The following is a 14,285-nucleotide window of genomic DNA, read 5'->3' as shown; positions in this document are numbered from 1 at the left end:
GTCGCAAACGGAGGTTCTGCGATGAACGTCATCGCCGATCACGGTGTCCGATTCGGACGAATTGCGGCCATGCTGCCGGTCAAGGACATGGCCAAGGCCCACGACTTCTACACGCGCGTCTTCGGTTTTTCGAAAGTTTTCGAGAATGGAAATCCCGTCGGCTTCATGATCCTGAAGCGCGACGAGGGGGAGTTGCATCTCACGCTCCAGCCCGCGCACGAGGCTGCGAACTTCAACGTCGCCCATCTGATGGTGGACGATGCAAACGGGTTGTACACGACCTGCCAGCGCTACGGCGTGAGGATCATCAAGCGTCTTCAGGACAAGGACTACGGCCTCAGGGCGTTCGTGTTCGAGGATCCGGACGGCAACCGCATCGATGTGGGGCAGCGGATCTAGGGCAGGCCGATGGAACGGGGTGGGCATCGTCCGCCCCGTTCTCCTTTGCCGCGGAACATCAGCCTTTCAGGCGCAGCTCGCCGCGACACATCCCGGCGGTCAAGCGCCGTCCAGGTAATACGCCTTCTGCGACGGGTAGTAGTCCGCGAATGACGGCAATGCCTTGCCTTCGCGTGTCGCGACCAGCATGTCGAGGTAATATTCCCAGCCTGGCCCGACATCGCCCGCAAGCTGCCGGTCGCTCAGGCGCTGCACGAAGCGCAGCTCGGTCGTGTCGCCGGCCTGCGTCAATGTCAGCTCGAGGCGCCAGTCGCCGTAATCGTCCTTCATCGAGACGACCAGCCGGCGCGGCGCTTCGCATTCCTCGATCGTCACATTGGACCACGGCTGGTCCTTCTCATGGGTGAGTTGCAGCCGCACGGTCTTGCCCGGTCCGGCGTCCCCCTCCCAACGGCCGAACCAGAGCGCGGTGCGATCGGATTTCGTCACGCTCATCCAGACATCGTCTATGGGCGCGCGGAACGTGCGCGTGAGGATGAGGTCGTTGCCAAGAACGTGGCCGGTGGGCTTCGGGCTCATGCCGTCTCCTTTTCCGTGTCGTACGCGCGTCGTCGCGACCCAACCCGAAAGGGCGTGGGGCTCAGTCCTTCAGCCGCAGCTCGTCGCGCGTGATCTCGATGGAGCCGAGGGTTTCAAGGAAGCTCATGCCGAGAAGGCTCTGGTCGAGGCGGCCCTGTTCGGTGACCATGCCGCGGATCGTGCCGCGCAGGATGGGACCGATGGCGACCTCGCGCAGCGTGACGGGGGCGGCGCGCGCCCGGCCGTTGGCGGTGGAGACGTCGATCGAGTAGACGAGATTGTCGGGGTTGATGCCGAGCCGCATGGCGTCGTCGTAGGAGAGCACGACGGAGCTGGCGCCGGTATCGACCAGCATGCGCAGCGGCGTGCCGTCGATCGTCACCTCGGTCTCGTAATGGCCGGAAATACCCTTGTGGATGACGAGGATCTGCTCGCCGCCGACGCCTGTCGTGATGACGGCGCGGCCGGGAATGAGGCCGGCGGTCAGGCGGCTGCCGACCTGTTGCAGGTCGAAGCGGTAGAGATAGCCGGTGACGAGGATAAGAATGATCACGAGCCAGATGCCGGCCTGGCGAAGGCTGTCGCCGATCTGCCGCCGGCCGGCCAGAACGCCCGCCGCCATCATCGTGGCGATCGCCGAGAGGGTGACGAGACGGCCGAAATCGTTGTTGTCCATGCCCATCGTGCGGCCGCTGTCGTGGTTGAGGATCAGCGCCGCAAGACCGATGGCAAGGATGCCGAGCAGGATATAGAGCCTCATGTCTCGCCGCGCTCCCGCGCCATGCGCGTGCGGCGGGTCTCGCGCCGCGGCTTGCGCTCGACGGTTTCGAGCCGCGCCGGAAGCGCGGCCATGATGGCGCGGCGCTCCTCCGAACTATAGAGCGTCCAGGCGCCGATCTCGTCGCGCGTGCGGCCGCAGCCGAAACAGTAGCCGGTCACCATGTCGATCGAACAGACGAGAATGCAGGGCGATTCCATCGCGTCTCCGGGTGTTGTCTTCCTTATATCGGCGGCTCAGAGCGCCAAGGCAAGGGCGAAGAGCACTGACATTTCCGCGAGCTGCTGCGTCGCGCCGATCGTATCGCCGGTATGCCCGCCGATCTTGCCGAGGGCCATGCGGTTGAAGACGAGCACGGCGAGGACGGCGGCGGCGAGCGCAAGGAGGATGGCGGGAAGCGTGGCATGCGGCAGGAGCAGCAGCGCGGCGATCAGCATGCCGCTCGCCAGTGCGAAAAGGGTGGCGCGGCTCTCCGGTTCGCCGACCGAGGCGGCGACGCCGTCGCGCCGGGCGGGCGGCAGCAGCGACCAGTGCCAGACCATGGCGGTGCGGCTGGCGGCGGCGACGCCGAGCAGCGCCATGCCGAGGCCGGAGGGCGTGAGGACGGCGGCGAGCGCGGCGATGGCCGCGGCGCGCAGGCCGAAGGAGAGCACGAGCGCGACGACGCCGTAGGAGCCGACGCGGCTGTCCTTCATGATGGCAAGCGCGCTGTCGCGGTCCCGACCGCCGCCGATGCCGTCGGCGCTGTCGGAAAGCCCGTCCTCGTGCAGGGCGCCGGTGACGAGCACCTGCAGGGCGAGCGCGGCGAAGGCGAGGAGCAGGGGCGGCGCGTGGACGGCCGACAGGAGGGCGGCGAGCGCCGCGGCGGGCAGCACGATCAGCACGCCGGCCAGTGGAAAGGCCCGCACGGCGCGCGACAGGCGCCCGTCATAGTCCGCGAAGTGGCGCTGCGGCACCGGCACGCGCGAGAGGAAAGCGACCGAGCGTGCCGTGTCGTCGATGAAGTCCTGGATTGCCGTCACTGTGATTCTTTCCGAAGACGAAACGATTGCATGCGTTGCGATTGCCCTGTGACGAAAGGGCGACGCAAGCCGCCGCAAATGCGGTTGTCGGATTCGCGCCCTGCCTCTATTAGAGCAGTTCCAGCAAAAGTGCGCAGCGGTTTTGCGTCCGGAACTGCGTAAACCCCTTTGCTTCAGAAGACACCAAACACCCGCCTTTGAAAGCCCCAAGCAAGGAATTGCCCAAGATGAGTGCCAGCGGCCTGCCGTTCGATGATTTTCGTGAATTGCTGCGCAACCTGCCGGGCCCCGATTCGGCCGCGCTGGTGGCGGCGCGCGAGCGGGATTCGCAGCTCACCAAGCCGCCGGGCGCGCTCGGCCGGCTCGAGGAAATCGCCTTCTGGCTCGCCGCCTGGACCGGCCGTCCGCCGGCCGTGACGCGCCCGCTGGTGGCGATCTTCGCCGGCAACCACGGCGTCACCAAACAGGGCGTCACGCCCTTTCCGTCCTCCGTTACCGCGCAGATGGTGGAGAATTTTGCGGCCGGCGGCGCGGCGATCAACCAGATCTGCGTGACGCACGACCTTGGCCTCAAGGTCTTCGACCTCGCGCTCGACTATCCGACCGCCGACATCACGCAAGAGCCGGCGCTCAGCGAGCGCGACTGCGCGGCCACCATGGCCTTCGGCATGGAAGCCGTCGCCGGTGGTACGGACCTCCTGTGCATCGGCGAGATGGGCATCGGCAATACGACCATCGCCGCCGCGATCAACCTTGCGCTCTACGGCGGCACGGCGGAGGAATGGGTCGGTCCGGGCACGGGTTCTGAGGGCGAGGTGCTGCAGCGCAAGATCGCCGCCGTCCAGAAAGCCGTCGAGCTCAACCGCGACCATCTTTCCGATCCGCTCGAAGTGCTGCGCCGCCTCGGCGGGCGTGAGATCGCGGCGATGGCCGGCGCGATCCTCGCCGCCCGCATGCAGAAGATCCCCGTCATCATCGACGGCTACGTGGCGACGGCGGCGGGTGCGATCCTGCGCGCCGCCAACCCCTCCGCGCTCGACCATTGCCTGATCGGCCACGTCTCGGCCGAGCCGGGGCACCTGAAGTCGATCGAGAAACTCGGCAAGACGCCGCTGCTCGCGCTCGGCATGCGGCTTGGCGAAGGCACCGGCGCGGCGCTTGCCGCCGGCATCGTCAAGGCGGCGGCGGCCTGCCATTCCGGCATGGCGACCTTCGCGCAGGCGGGTGTCAGCAACAGAACCTGACGGCGCGGCCGGCAAAAAGCCTAAATGGCATGAATTGAGAGCCCTGGAGCATTCCCGTCGCACGGGCATGCTCCATGGGCGCGACGAGAGCAGGATGTTGGAATGGGTCAGGCACCAATCGAGAAAAAGACGGGCTTCAGCCACCTGATCGCCGCGGCGACCTATTCGGCCGGCGGTGCGCGCCGGCTGCTGGGCGAATCGGCCTTCCGGCACGAACTGATCGCCTTCGGCGTCGCCATGGTGATCTTCACCATCGTCGGCGCCTCGTTCTTCCAGTATGTGGCGATGGCGATCCTGTTCCTGCTGATGGTCGCCTTCGAGGCGCTCAACACGGCGATCGAGGAGATCGTCGACCGGGTGTCGCCGGAAATCTCCGAGATGGGCAAGCATTCGAAGGACCTCGGCTCTTTCGCCGTCTTCTGCCTGATCATCGCCAATGCCGGCTATGCCGGCTATGTGGTGATTTCCAAGTTCATCTGAGCGGGATCAGGCGAAGCTCTTGCGGCGGGGGGCGACGGCCTGCGTTTCCGTGACGGCGGGCAGGCTCTGGAGCACGCGCTTGGCCGGCAGGATGGCGATGACTTCCGTGCCTTCGCGCAGCTTCGATTTCAGGATGAATTCGCCATTGTGCTTGGCGAGGATGGCCTGGACGATCGGCAGGCCGAGGCCGGTGCCCTGCTCGGCGCTCTTGATGGCGATGGAGCCCTGGCCGAAGGCGGAGAGCACGACGGGGATCTCGTCTTCCGGAATGCCGGGGCCGTTGTCCTTGATGGAGACGTACTGGCCGCCGCCGGCCGTCCAGCCGGCCTTGACGACGATCTCGCCGCCCTGGGGCGTGAATTTCACGGCGTTGGAGAGCAGGTTCAGGATGACCTGACGCAGCGCCTTCTCATCCGCCCAGACGGCCGGCATGCCGCTTTCGACCTGTTCGGAAATGGCGATGTTCTTGGCCCGCGCGCGAAGCTGCACCATGCCGATGCAATCCTCGGCGATATCGACGAGGTGCACCGAATCCTCCGACAGATCGTATTTGCCGGCCTCGATGCGCGACAGGTCGAGGATTTCGTTGATGAGGTTGAGGAGGTGCTGGCCGGAGCGGTGGATGTCCGACGTGTATTCCTTGTAGACCGGGTTGTTGAGCGGGCCGAGCACTTCCGTCGACATGACCTCGGAAAAGCCGAGGATGGCGTTCAGCGGCGTGCGCAGCTCGTGCGACATGGAGGCGAGGAAGCGGGATTTGGCAAGGTTCGCCTCTTCCGCCCGGCGGCGGGCCTCGTCCGACATGGACTTGGCCACTTCCAGCTCGGCGATCAGGTCGTCCTTCTCCGACTGGGAGGAGAGGAGCTGCGCGCTGGTGTGGCGCAGGCGATGGGTCATGAAGACGAGGAAGGCGAGGGCGGCTGAGATGATCGCCGTCATGCCGACGGTCGCGGGGTCCGGGCGCAGCAGCGCCGATACGGCCAGCGCGGCGACGGTCGGCGCGAAGGCCCAAACGATGGCATGTCGCAGCATCAGCGTGCTCATGGCGGTCACGGCGAGCGCGACGAGTAGCGAGGAGCCCTTGTAGAATTCGAAGGTGACGCCGGAGCAGCGGCCGCAGCCTTGCAGCGCGAAGGCTGCCCAGGCGACGCCCATCAGCGCCTGCGCGAGGAGGAACCGGCGCTGCCAGCGGCGCACGTTTTCGCCGGTGATGTCCTGGCTGCGCGCGCGGCGCGCGACGAGCATGCCGAGCGCGTGCACGCTGAGCGCCAGGACCGCCCAGGCGACGAGACCGATCTCCTGCGTGAGGTAGATGCCGCCCGCCGCGATCAGCATGATGACCAGGGGCACGGCGAGGGCGCCCTGCGCCACCGACTCGACATGGAGCTGCATCATCTCGCGCTCGAAGCCCGGCGAGGTGCCGGTCGCCGTCTGCAGCCGTTCGCGGGTCGCGCGGACGGTTCGCGTGACAGCCTTGTTGCGAAGGCTGCGCGACTTGTCGACGATGATCTTGTCGGTCGAGGTACTGACGCCGGTACTCATCACGGTTGCAACTGTTGCGGACAGCGTCGAATTCTAGGGGCCAATCCTTAAGAAGATGCTGCCGCGCATAAACCATTTGCGAACCATTCCGATATTTCCCGTAGCGTGAATTCCGCTAGGGTCCGGCATAGGACTGGACATAAAGAATCAGCTTCAAGGAACGGGGTTCCATGGGTTTTTCCAGACGGGCGCGCGATGTCGGCATGGCGGTGGCGATCCTGGCGCTGACGGCGCTGGTCGTCGCCCGCGTCGGCGGCGAGAGCACGGAGACGGTCACCGGTACCGCGCGGGCCGCCGATGGCGACACGCTGACGCTGGAGGGGCACCGCATCCGCCTTGTCGGCATCGACACGCCGGAAATGATGCAGGTCTGCAAGCGGGACGGGCTGGAGTGGCGCTGCGGCGTCGGCGCGCGCTCGCGGCTCGCCGAACTTTTGAGGGCGGGGCCGGTCACCTGCCGGACGCAGGGCAAGGACAAATACGACCGCTGGCTGGCGCGCTGCGAAACCGCGGCCGGCGATCTCGGCGAGCGCATGGTGCGCGAGGGCCTTGCCGTCGCCTATGGCGGCTACGAGGATGAGGAACAGTTCGCCAAGGCGGAACGCAAGGGACTGTGGGGCGCCGAATTCGACATGCCGCAGCAGTGGCGCCGGATCAACGGCCGGCCGCAGGAAGTCGCCCACGAGGCGGAACCTGGCATTGTCGGCGGCATTCTGGAAACCCTGGGGCTGAATTGACGGACGGCGTGATGGACGACGGCAAATCTCCCGGCGACATTGCGGCGCTTCGCGCGGCGATCGCGGCCTGTCGGCTCTGTCGCGACAGGCCGGCGCGGGAAGGGGATTTCCTGCCGCACGAGCCCCGGCCTGTCGCCGTCCTCTCGGATACGGCGCGCATCCTCATCGCCGGACAGGCGCCGGGGCTGCGGGTGCATGAAAGCGGGCTGCCGTTCAACGACGCGTCGGGCGACCGGCTGCGCACCTGGCTTGATGTGACGCGGGAGGATTTTTACGACCCCGCGAAATTCGCCATCGTGCCGATGGGCTTCTGTTTTCCGGGCTACGACGCCCACGGCAGCGACCTGCCGCCGCGACGGGAATGCGCGCCGCTCTGGCGCGGACGCGTGATTGCCGCCATGCCGCAGATCGAGCTGGTGCTGGCGATCGGCCAATATGCGCAGGCCTGGCATCTCGGTAAGGCCAGAGCTTCAAGCATGACGGAGACGGTGCGCGATTGGCGCCGGCATCTCGGCCGCAACGAAGGGCCGGCCGTGCTGCCGTTGCCGCATCCGAGCTGGCGCAACACGGCCTGGCTGAAGCGCAATCCCTGGTTCGAGGACGAGGTGGTGCCGAAGTTGCGAAACCGGGTGAAAACCCTTACGCAATGAAATGCAATTCTTTCAATTTGCCCGGATATGGCTATATGAGGGAATTAAATTTCGTGAGGAAAATCGATGGATCGTCTGGACCGCAAAATCCTGCGCCTCTTGCAGGAAGATTCCACACTCGCCGTGGCGGACCTTGCCAAGAAGGTAGGGCTCTCGACCACGCCGTGCTGGCGGCGCATCCAGAAGATGGAAGAGGACGGCGTGATCCGCAAGCGCGTCGCGCTGCTCGATCCGGTCAAGATCAACACCAAGGTGACGGTCTTCGTCTCAATCCGCACCAACGCCCATTCCACGGAATGGCTGAAGCGGTTTTCCGAGGTGATCGTCGAGTTTCCGGAGGTCGTCGAATTCTACCGCATGAGCGGCGAGGTGGACTACCTGCTGCGCGTCGTCGTGCCCGACATCGCCGCCTATGACGCCTTCTACAAGCGCATGATCGCCCGCATCGAGATCCGCGACGTATCCTCGGCCTTCGCGATGGAGCAGATCAAATACACAACGGAACTGCCGCTCGACTACATGGTGGTGGACAACCAGAAGAGCGGCGAGGAATAGGGCGCCGCCTTATTCTTCCGGCCGCTTGAAATTGGCCACGACATTCTTCCAGGCATCATAGGGCGCGAGCCGCGCGAGGTCCGTGAACGGGGCGCAGCGCACCACGGCGCGGATGGCGCCGGCGGCGAAGGCCTTTGTCGCGGGATCGCCGCCGACCGGGCCTTCGATTACCGGCGAACCGTCGAGCTCGCCGGCCTGCGTCAGCGAAAACCTCACCTTGATGGCGGTTACATGGGCCGGCAGGTTCGCCGGGACGGTCCAGCATTGCGCGATCTTGCGATGCAGCGCCGTTGCGAGAGCCTGACGGTCCGCATCGTCGGCGCAGGCCGGAGAGGCGGCGGCGGCGAGTGCGGCGAGGGCCAAGGCGGCGCGGTGGAACGGCATGCTATTTCCGTTCGAGGCGCGCGAGCAGCGAGGACGTGTCCCAGCGGTTGCCGCCCATTTCCTGCACGTCGCCGTAGAACTGGTCGATGAGCGCGGTGACCGGGAGTTTTGCGCCGTTGCGGCGGGCTTCCGAGAGGATGATGTCGAGATCCTTGCGCATCCAGTCGATGGCAAAGCCGAAATCGTATTTTCCGGCGATCATCGTCTTGTGACGGTTGTCCATCTGCCAGGAGCCGGCCGCGCCCTTGGATATGACCTCGATGACCGCTTCCATGTCGAGGCCGGCCTGCTTGCCGAAATGGATGGCCTCGGCGAGACCCTGCACGACGCCGGCAACGCAGATCTGGTTGACCATCTTGCTGAGCTGGCCGCTGCCGGCGGGGCCCATCAGGCCGACCATGCGGGAATAGGCGTCGATGACGGGCTTCGCCTTTTCGAAGACATCGGGCTCGCCGCCGCACATGACGGTGAGCACGCCGTTTTCCGCGCCGGCCTGGCCGCCCGAGACGGGCGCGTCGATGAAATGGCAGCCCTTGGCCCTCGCGGCGGCGTCGAGCTCGCGGGCGACCTCGGCGGAGGCGGTGGTGTTGTCGATGAGGATCGTGCCCGGCTTCATGCCGTCGAGCACGCCGTCCTCCGCCACCGTGACGGAGCGCAGGTCGTCGTCATTGCCGACGCAGGTGAAGACGAAATCGGCGTCCCCGGCGGCTTCCGCCGGGGTGCGGAACGCCGTGCCGCCGAACTCGGCGGCCCATTTTTCCGCCTTGGCGAAGGTGCGGTTGTAGACCGCGACCTCATGGCCGCCCTTGACCTTGAGATGGCCTGCCATGGGATAGCCCATGACGCCGAGACCGATGAACGCAACCTTTGCCATGCCGTAACCTCCTGCAATTGCTGGCAGTGGTGTAGCGGATGATTGTTTTGGGCGAAAGTGTTTCTCTTCAGCCGCGGTGTTTCGCGAGCACGAGATGGCCGGCGATCGGCTCGCCTTCTTCCATGCGCACGGTGATGTCGGTGATCTCGACGAGGTCGAAGCCGGTCTCGTCGAGGCGCTGGCGCACATAGTCGGCGGCGTGGGCGAAGCGCTGGTGCGGGCCGACCATGAAGGGACGGCCGGCAAAGGTTTCCACCGGCAGCGTCTCGGAGGAGAAGATGAAGTGGCCGCCGGGCACGAGATTGTCGGCGGCGCCGAAGAAGAGCGGTTCGAGCGCGCCGAGATAGGGCAGCACGTCCGTCGCGGTGATGAGGTCGAAGGGCTCGTCCTCGTTGTCGTCGAGGAAATCGACGGCTTCGGCGACGTAGAGCGTTTCGTAGAGATCCTTCTCGTGGGCGATCTCGACCATGTTCTCCGACAGATCGACGCCGGTGATGTCCTCGGCCATGTCGCGCAGCGCGCCGCCCGTCAGGCCCGTGCCGCAGCCGAGATCGAGCACACGCTTGAACGGTCCCATATCAAGAGCTTGAAAACGCTGGCGCACGAGCAGCGGCACGCAATAGCCGAGCTGGTCGACGAGCACACTGTCGAAGACCTCGGCATGCTGGTCGAAGAGGGTGGCGACATAGGCGTCGGGAGCCTTTTCCGGTGTGTCGCCGCGGCCCATCGAGGCAAGGCGCACGGCCGCGCCGCCATGGTCCTCCGGGTCGAGCGCCAACACGTCGGCATAGGCCCTGGCGGCGGCATCGAACTCGCCGGACTTCTCCAGCGAAAGGGCGCGGTTATAGGCTTCCGCGAGCGCATCTTCATCGATCTTCTTCATGGCGGTCTCTTAAGGTCCGGGCGTTGCTTTGGCAATGCGGGGCTTGCGTGCAGATAGGCATTTATCAATTGCCGAAAGAGGCGCATGATCTCCTTCAAGACCAAAAAGACAATTGGAGGAACGACATGCCCGCCGATATGTCCCCCCTGTCGCTGTCCAACGACGCCAGACGAACCGGCAGCCCCGGCCTGCCTGCGACGCCGATGGAAACGATCAACACGATGGTGCATTACTATCGCGGCGAGCTCTCGCGCATGGCCGGCTGGCGCGACAGGATCGACCGCACCTCGAACTGGGCGATCACCGTCGTGGCGGCGCTGCTGTCGGTCTCGCTCTCGACGCCGACCTCGCATCACGGCGTGCTGCTCTTCGCCATGCTGCTGGTGACGCTGCTGCTGATCATCGAGGCGCGGCGCTACCGCTTCTTCGACGTCTACCGCGCGCGGGTGCGCCAGCTCGAGCGGTTCTATTTCGCCGAAATCCTCAATCCGCGCGGCCAGCTCGACCAGGACTGGGCGGCGCCGATCGCCAAGAGCCTGCGCAAGCCCGAATTCCTGATCAGCTACCGGGATGCGGCCTGTCGGCGGCTGCGGCGCAACTACTGCTGGCTCTACCTCATCCTGCTCTTGGCCTGGGCGCTTAAGATCTCGTCCTCGACCTTGCAGCGGCCGGCGACGGCGGGCAGGGACATGACGCTCGCGCTGGAGCATGTGGTGGCCAATGCGGCGCTCGGGCCAGTGCCCGGCCTCGTGGTGATCGGCCTCGTGGTGCTCTTCTACGCCGCCATCGCGTATTTTTCGCTCAAGGTCGACATGTCGGATACCGAGCTTGCGCACGGATCCGTGCACGTCTGACGGCTGGGCCTGTCAGTTGAGGATGAACTCGCCCTTCAGCGCCCGCCATTCCGTCGCCGAGATCAGGCGGCGGTGGACGTAGCGGACCGAGTGGAGCGGGCCATCCAGCTTTTCCTGCCAGAATTTCAGGAAACCCTTCATCTCCGGGAAGTCAGGGGCAAGGTCGTAGTGCTGCCAGATATAGGTCTGCAGGAGTTGCGGGTGATCCGGCATGCGGTAGAGGATCTGGGCCGTCGTCATGCCGTAGCCCTTGAGCTGCATTGCCATGTCGTTCGTCATGGGGACCTCATCGCGTGATGAATGATGGTCCCTATGATTGAGCGCCCGCAAGGTTAATGGAAGCTTAATTCGCAAGCGGCGGCGAAAATATTTCTTTCAAAACAGGATGCTGGCAGCTCATCTGATCGAGTGCTGCCAACTTCTTGCTATCGCTTCAGGTGGCGTGTCAGGCGCGCTTCCAGCCAGGCCCAGAGGTTGCGCAGCAGCTCCACGATGAGGAGATAGATCAGCGCGGCCCAGAGATAGGCCTGATAGTCGAAGGTGCGCGAGAAGGCGCGGCGGGTCTCGCCCATCAGGTCGAGCACCGTGACGATGGCGACAATGGCCGAGCCCTTGATCATCAGGATGATCTCGTTGCCGTAGGGGCGCAGTGCCACGATCAGCGCCTGCGGCAGGATGATCTTGAAGAAGGCGATCTTCTTCGGCAGGCCGAGGGCGGCGGCGCCCTCGTGCTGGCCGCGTGGCACGCTCTCGATAGCCCCACGCAGGATCTCGGCCTGGTAGGCGGCGGTGTTGAGCGTGAAGGTGAGGAGCGCGCAGTTCCAGGCGTCGCGGAAGAACCACCACAGGCCCCAGGCCTTGAGTTCGGCGGAAAAGCTGCCGAGGCCGTAATAGACGAGGAAGAGCTGCGTCAGCAGCGGTGTGCCGCGGAAGAAGTAGACGTAGCCGTAGGCGATCCACGAGAAGACCGGGTTCTTCGACATGCGCGCGAAGGCGAGCGGCAGCGAGATGAGGCCGCCGAGCACGACGGAGAGCCCGACGAGCAGGAGGGTCACGCCGAGGCCGGAGAGATAGCTCGGGCCGTATTTGGTGAACTTCTCTGGATCCCAGCCGCCGACGATCATCAGGAAGATACCGACGGTCAGCGCGAGCCAGACGCCCATGAAGATGTTGCCGAAGAAGCGGCTGGCGGTGAAGGCCTTTGCGGGGGCCGGCGGCGGGTCCTGCGGCGGGATGAGGGTGGTGACGAAGCTCATCGCGCGGCCTCCGAACGCTTGGCCCAGGTCTCGATGCTGGAGAAGACCAGCGAGGACAGGAAGGCGAGGATGAGGAAGAGCAGGCAGGCGATGGCGTAGAACTCGAAGGCTTCCTTGGTGACGCGGGCCGCCACGCTCGTCTGGCGCAGGATATCCGGCAGGCCGATGACGGAGACGAGGGCGGTGTCCTTGAGCAGCGCCATCCAGAGGTTTCCGAGGCCGGGAAGGGCGACGCGGATGAGCTGCGGCAGGATGATGCGCTGCATCGTGCGCCCCTTGTGCAGGCCGAGCGCGTAGCCCGCTTCATACTGGCCGCGCGGAATGGCCTTGAAGGCCGACAGCAGCACTTCCGAGCAATAGGCTGAGAAGACGATGCCGAGCGCGATCATGCCGGCGAAGAAGGCGTTGATCTCCACCGTGCCTTCATAGCCGATGGCGGTTGCGGCATTCTGCACGAGGATCTGCAGGCCATAATAGATGATGAAGAGCGTCAGCAGCTCCGGCAGGCCGCGGAAGAGCGTGGTGTAGATATTGGCCGAAAGCCGCAGGGAGCGCTCTTCCGATTGCTTGGCGAGCGCGATGAAGAAGCCCATGACGAGGCCGACGGGCAGCGTCGCGACGGCAAGGCTTCCCGTTACGAGGAAGCCGAAGGCGATCTCGTCGCCCCAGCCCGCGTCGCCGCATGCCAGGAGCGTCTTGCCCGCGAAAAGGTTGAAGATGCCGACCGGCCCGCAGAGGGGATCGATGATCCCCAGAAATGCGGATACCGCCTCGACGATGGCGGAGAAGAACCCGCTCATGCCAATAAAACCCCCGTGCGCTTTGCGCTTCTTGTTCAGGCGCTGCCTGCGCCTTTCATTTTGTTATGCTCAAGTTCTCAAACAAAAGGAGCGGGAGAGCAAGCCCTCCCGCCCGTGCATTCTGGTGATGGGGTCAGAAAAAACCCGCATGACGCCGATCGGTCGTCTATCAGTCGCCGTAGACGTCGAAGGGGAAGTACTTGGCGTTGATTTCCTGGTACTTGCCGCTCTCGCGGATCGCCGCGATCGCCGCGGTGAACTTGTCGGCCAGCGCGGTTTCGCCCTTGCGCACGGCAATGCCGGCGCCTTCGCCGTTGATGACCGGGTCGATCGGCAGCGTGCCGAGCAGCTTGCAGCAGGCGCCGGCTTCCGTCTTCAGCCATTCGGACAGCACCACCACGTCGTCGATGGCGGCGTCGATGCGGCCGTTGGCGATGTCGAGCTTGTACTCGTCAGCCGTCGGATACATCTTGATGTCGGCGTCCTTCATATGCGCTTCGGCATAGTTGGAATGGGTCGTGGAGCCCTGCGCGCCGAGCGACTTGCCGGCAAGCGCTTCCGGGGTGGCTTCCTTGATCTCGGAATCCTTCGGCACGATGATGGCCGGCGGCGTGTTGTAGTACTTCTTGGAGAAGTCGACCTGCTGCTTGCGCTCGGCGGTGATGGACATGGACGCGACGATCGCATCGAACTTCTTGGCGATCAGGCCGGGAATGATGCCGTCCCAGTCCTGCGTGACGAAGGTGCACTCGGCCTTCATCTCCTCGCAGAGCGCCTTGGCGATGTCGACGTCGAAGCCGGTCAGCGTGCCGTCCGATTCGAGATTGTTGAAGGGCGGGTAGGCGCCTTCCGTGCCGATCACGATCTTCTCGCCGTCCGCCATCGCAGCAGACGAGGCGAAGAGGGCGATCACCGCAGCCGAAGCTGCGAGCGTGAAACGTTTGGAAATCCGCATGTTGGTCCTCTCAGTTGAAGGCTCACCGGTTTTTCTTCTTGTCCGGGCCTTGATGGGAAGCGGGCAGGGCTGCCCGCTTGGGCCGGATAATCGACCGGTTTCCGCCAAAAAATCAACTGGTATTCCGCCGTCATTCCGCCCCGTTTCCCCGACAATTTCCCGTTCGCCTCTGGCTATGCCGGGGGCGTGACCTATCTCGTCGGTCAACAGAAGGTTGTTCAGCCGGTGTTCAGGCGCATCTGGCTAGGCCTTCAAACGAAGACGAATGTTTTGCCGACCGGCCGCAAGAGCCG

Annotated in this window: 19 protein-coding genes; 7 read left to right on the top strand and 12 right to left on the bottom strand. The window is 65.0% G+C overall.

The annotated features are described in order from the left end of the window. Positions 1–21: 21 nt before the first annotated feature. Positions 22–399, top strand: a complete 378-nt coding sequence (locus Q9316_RS10415; protein WP_306035091.1) for a VOC family protein — start codon at positions 22–24, stop codon at positions 397–399. A gap of 99 nt (positions 400–498) precedes the next feature. On the opposite strand, the gene Q9316_RS10410 is transcribed toward Q9316_RS10415, so the two are convergent. From Q9316_RS10410 to Q9316_RS10395, 4 genes are all read right to left on the bottom strand, one after another. After that, the gene (locus tag Q9316_RS10410) at positions 499–978 is read right to left on the bottom strand and encodes an SRPBCC family protein (RefSeq protein WP_306035090.1); all 480 of its coding nucleotides are present in this window, start codon (positions 976–978) and stop codon (positions 499–501) included. Positions 979–1,039: 61 nt separating this feature from the next. Then, positions 1,040–1,738: a retropepsin-like aspartic protease family protein gene (locus Q9316_RS10405; protein ID WP_306035089.1), complete on the bottom strand. Its 699-nt coding sequence runs from the start codon at positions 1,736–1,738 to the stop codon at positions 1,040–1,042. Then, complete coding sequence (locus Q9316_RS10400) at positions 1,735–1,956, bottom strand: DUF1289 domain-containing protein (RefSeq protein WP_306035088.1); 222 nt, start codon at positions 1,954–1,956, stop codon at positions 1,735–1,737. The genes Q9316_RS10405 and Q9316_RS10400 overlap by 4 nt, the downstream gene beginning before the upstream one ends. A 36-nt stretch (positions 1,957–1,992) precedes the next feature. Then, positions 1,993–2,778 carry an adenosylcobinamide-GDP ribazoletransferase gene (locus Q9316_RS10395; protein WP_306035087.1) on the bottom strand — a complete coding sequence of 262 codons (786 nt, stop codon included), beginning with the start codon at positions 2,776–2,778 and terminating at the stop codon, positions 1,993–1,995. 227 nt (positions 2,779–3,005) lie between these two features. Here Q9316_RS10395 and cobT point away from each other — a divergent pair, with 227 nt between their 5' ends. Together cobT and Q9316_RS10385 are read left to right on the top strand one after the other, a co-directional pair. Further along, a complete protein-coding gene (gene cobT, locus Q9316_RS10390; protein WP_306035086.1) occupies positions 3,006–4,022 on the top strand; it encodes a nicotinate-nucleotide--dimethylbenzimidazole phosphoribosyltransferase in 1,017 nt (338 codons plus the stop codon). A 102-nt stretch (positions 4,023–4,124) separates the two neighbouring features. Beyond that, positions 4,125–4,502 (top strand): diacylglycerol kinase, encoded by a 378-nt coding sequence (locus Q9316_RS10385; protein ID WP_306035085.1) that lies wholly within the window; start codon positions 4,125–4,127, stop codon positions 4,500–4,502. 6 nt (positions 4,503–4,508) lie between these two features. On the opposite strand, the gene Q9316_RS10380 is transcribed toward Q9316_RS10385, so the two are convergent. Continuing rightward, positions 4,509–6,044, bottom strand: coding sequence for a sensor histidine kinase (locus Q9316_RS10380; RefSeq protein ID WP_306035084.1), 1,536 nt, complete (start codon positions 6,042–6,044; stop codon positions 4,509–4,511). 170 nt (positions 6,045–6,214) lie between these two features. Here Q9316_RS10380 and Q9316_RS10375 point away from each other — a divergent pair, with 170 nt between their 5' ends. The 3 genes from Q9316_RS10375 (at position 6,215) to Q9316_RS10365 (ending at position 7,986) form a co-directional block, all read left to right on the top strand. Then, positions 6,215–6,781 (top strand): thermonuclease family protein, encoded by a 567-nt coding sequence (locus Q9316_RS10375; RefSeq protein ID WP_306035083.1) that lies wholly within the window; start codon positions 6,215–6,217, stop codon positions 6,779–6,781. 11 nt (positions 6,782–6,792) lie between these two features. Continuing rightward, positions 6,793–7,431 carry a uracil-DNA glycosylase family protein gene (locus tag Q9316_RS10370; RefSeq protein ID WP_306035082.1) on the top strand — a complete coding sequence of 213 codons (639 nt, stop codon included), beginning with the start codon at positions 6,793–6,795 and terminating at the stop codon, positions 7,429–7,431. A 66-nt stretch (positions 7,432–7,497) separates the two neighbouring features. After that, the gene (locus Q9316_RS10365) at positions 7,498–7,986 is read left to right on the top strand and encodes an Lrp/AsnC family transcriptional regulator (RefSeq protein ID WP_064329937.1); all 489 of its coding nucleotides are present in this window, start codon (positions 7,498–7,500) and stop codon (positions 7,984–7,986) included. Between the two features lie 9 nt (positions 7,987–7,995). Here the strand turns inward: Q9316_RS10365 and Q9316_RS10360 are convergent, their stop codons facing one another. The 3 genes from Q9316_RS10360 to Q9316_RS10350 form a co-directional block, all read right to left on the bottom strand. Continuing rightward, positions 7,996–8,370 (bottom strand): hypothetical protein, encoded by a 375-nt coding sequence (locus tag Q9316_RS10360; protein ID WP_306035081.1) that lies wholly within the window; start codon positions 8,368–8,370, stop codon positions 7,996–7,998. 1 nt (position 8,371) lies between these two features. Then, complete coding sequence (locus Q9316_RS10355) at positions 8,372–9,244, bottom strand: NAD(P)-dependent oxidoreductase (protein WP_306035080.1); 873 nt, start codon at positions 9,242–9,244, stop codon at positions 8,372–8,374. Positions 9,245–9,311: 67 nt separating this feature from the next. Further along, entirely contained in the window at positions 9,312–10,127 is an 816-nt protein-coding gene (locus Q9316_RS10350; RefSeq protein ID WP_306035079.1) for a class I SAM-dependent DNA methyltransferase, read from the bottom strand. A 125-nt stretch (positions 10,128–10,252) separates the two neighbouring features. On the opposite strand from Q9316_RS10350, the gene Q9316_RS10345 reads away from it, so the two are divergent. Beyond that, the gene (locus Q9316_RS10345) at positions 10,253–10,981 is read left to right on the top strand and encodes a DUF2270 domain-containing protein (RefSeq protein WP_306035078.1); all 729 of its coding nucleotides are present in this window, start codon (positions 10,253–10,255) and stop codon (positions 10,979–10,981) included. Positions 10,982–10,993: 12 nt separating this feature from the next. On the opposite strand, the gene Q9316_RS10340 is transcribed toward Q9316_RS10345, so the two are convergent. The 4 genes from Q9316_RS10340 to Q9316_RS10325 form a co-directional block, all read right to left on the bottom strand. Then, positions 10,994–11,260: an usg protein gene (locus Q9316_RS10340; protein WP_306035077.1), complete on the bottom strand. Its 267-nt coding sequence runs from the start codon at positions 11,258–11,260 to the stop codon at positions 10,994–10,996. Positions 11,261–11,406: 146 nt separating this feature from the next. Next, entirely contained in the window at positions 11,407–12,237 is an 831-nt protein-coding gene (locus Q9316_RS10335) for an ABC transporter permease (RefSeq protein WP_306035076.1), read from the bottom strand. After that, entirely contained in the window at positions 12,234–13,037 is an 804-nt protein-coding gene (locus Q9316_RS10330) for an ABC transporter permease (RefSeq protein ID WP_306035075.1), read from the bottom strand. The genes Q9316_RS10335 and Q9316_RS10330 overlap by 4 nt, the downstream gene beginning before the upstream one ends. A 169-nt stretch (positions 13,038–13,206) precedes the next feature. Continuing rightward, positions 13,207–13,992: an ABC transporter substrate-binding protein gene (locus Q9316_RS10325; protein WP_306035074.1), complete on the bottom strand. Its 786-nt coding sequence runs from the start codon at positions 13,990–13,992 to the stop codon at positions 13,207–13,209. Between the last annotated feature and the right edge of the window lie 293 nt (positions 13,993–14,285).

It is taken from the genome of Shinella zoogloeoides, from assembly GCF_030733845.1.
Taxonomy (GTDB): Bacteria; Pseudomonadota; Alphaproteobacteria; order Rhizobiales; family Rhizobiaceae; genus Shinella; species Shinella zoogloeoides_C.
Note: the sequence above shows the minus strand (reverse complement) of the source record. Positions and strands in the feature narration are given on the sequence as shown.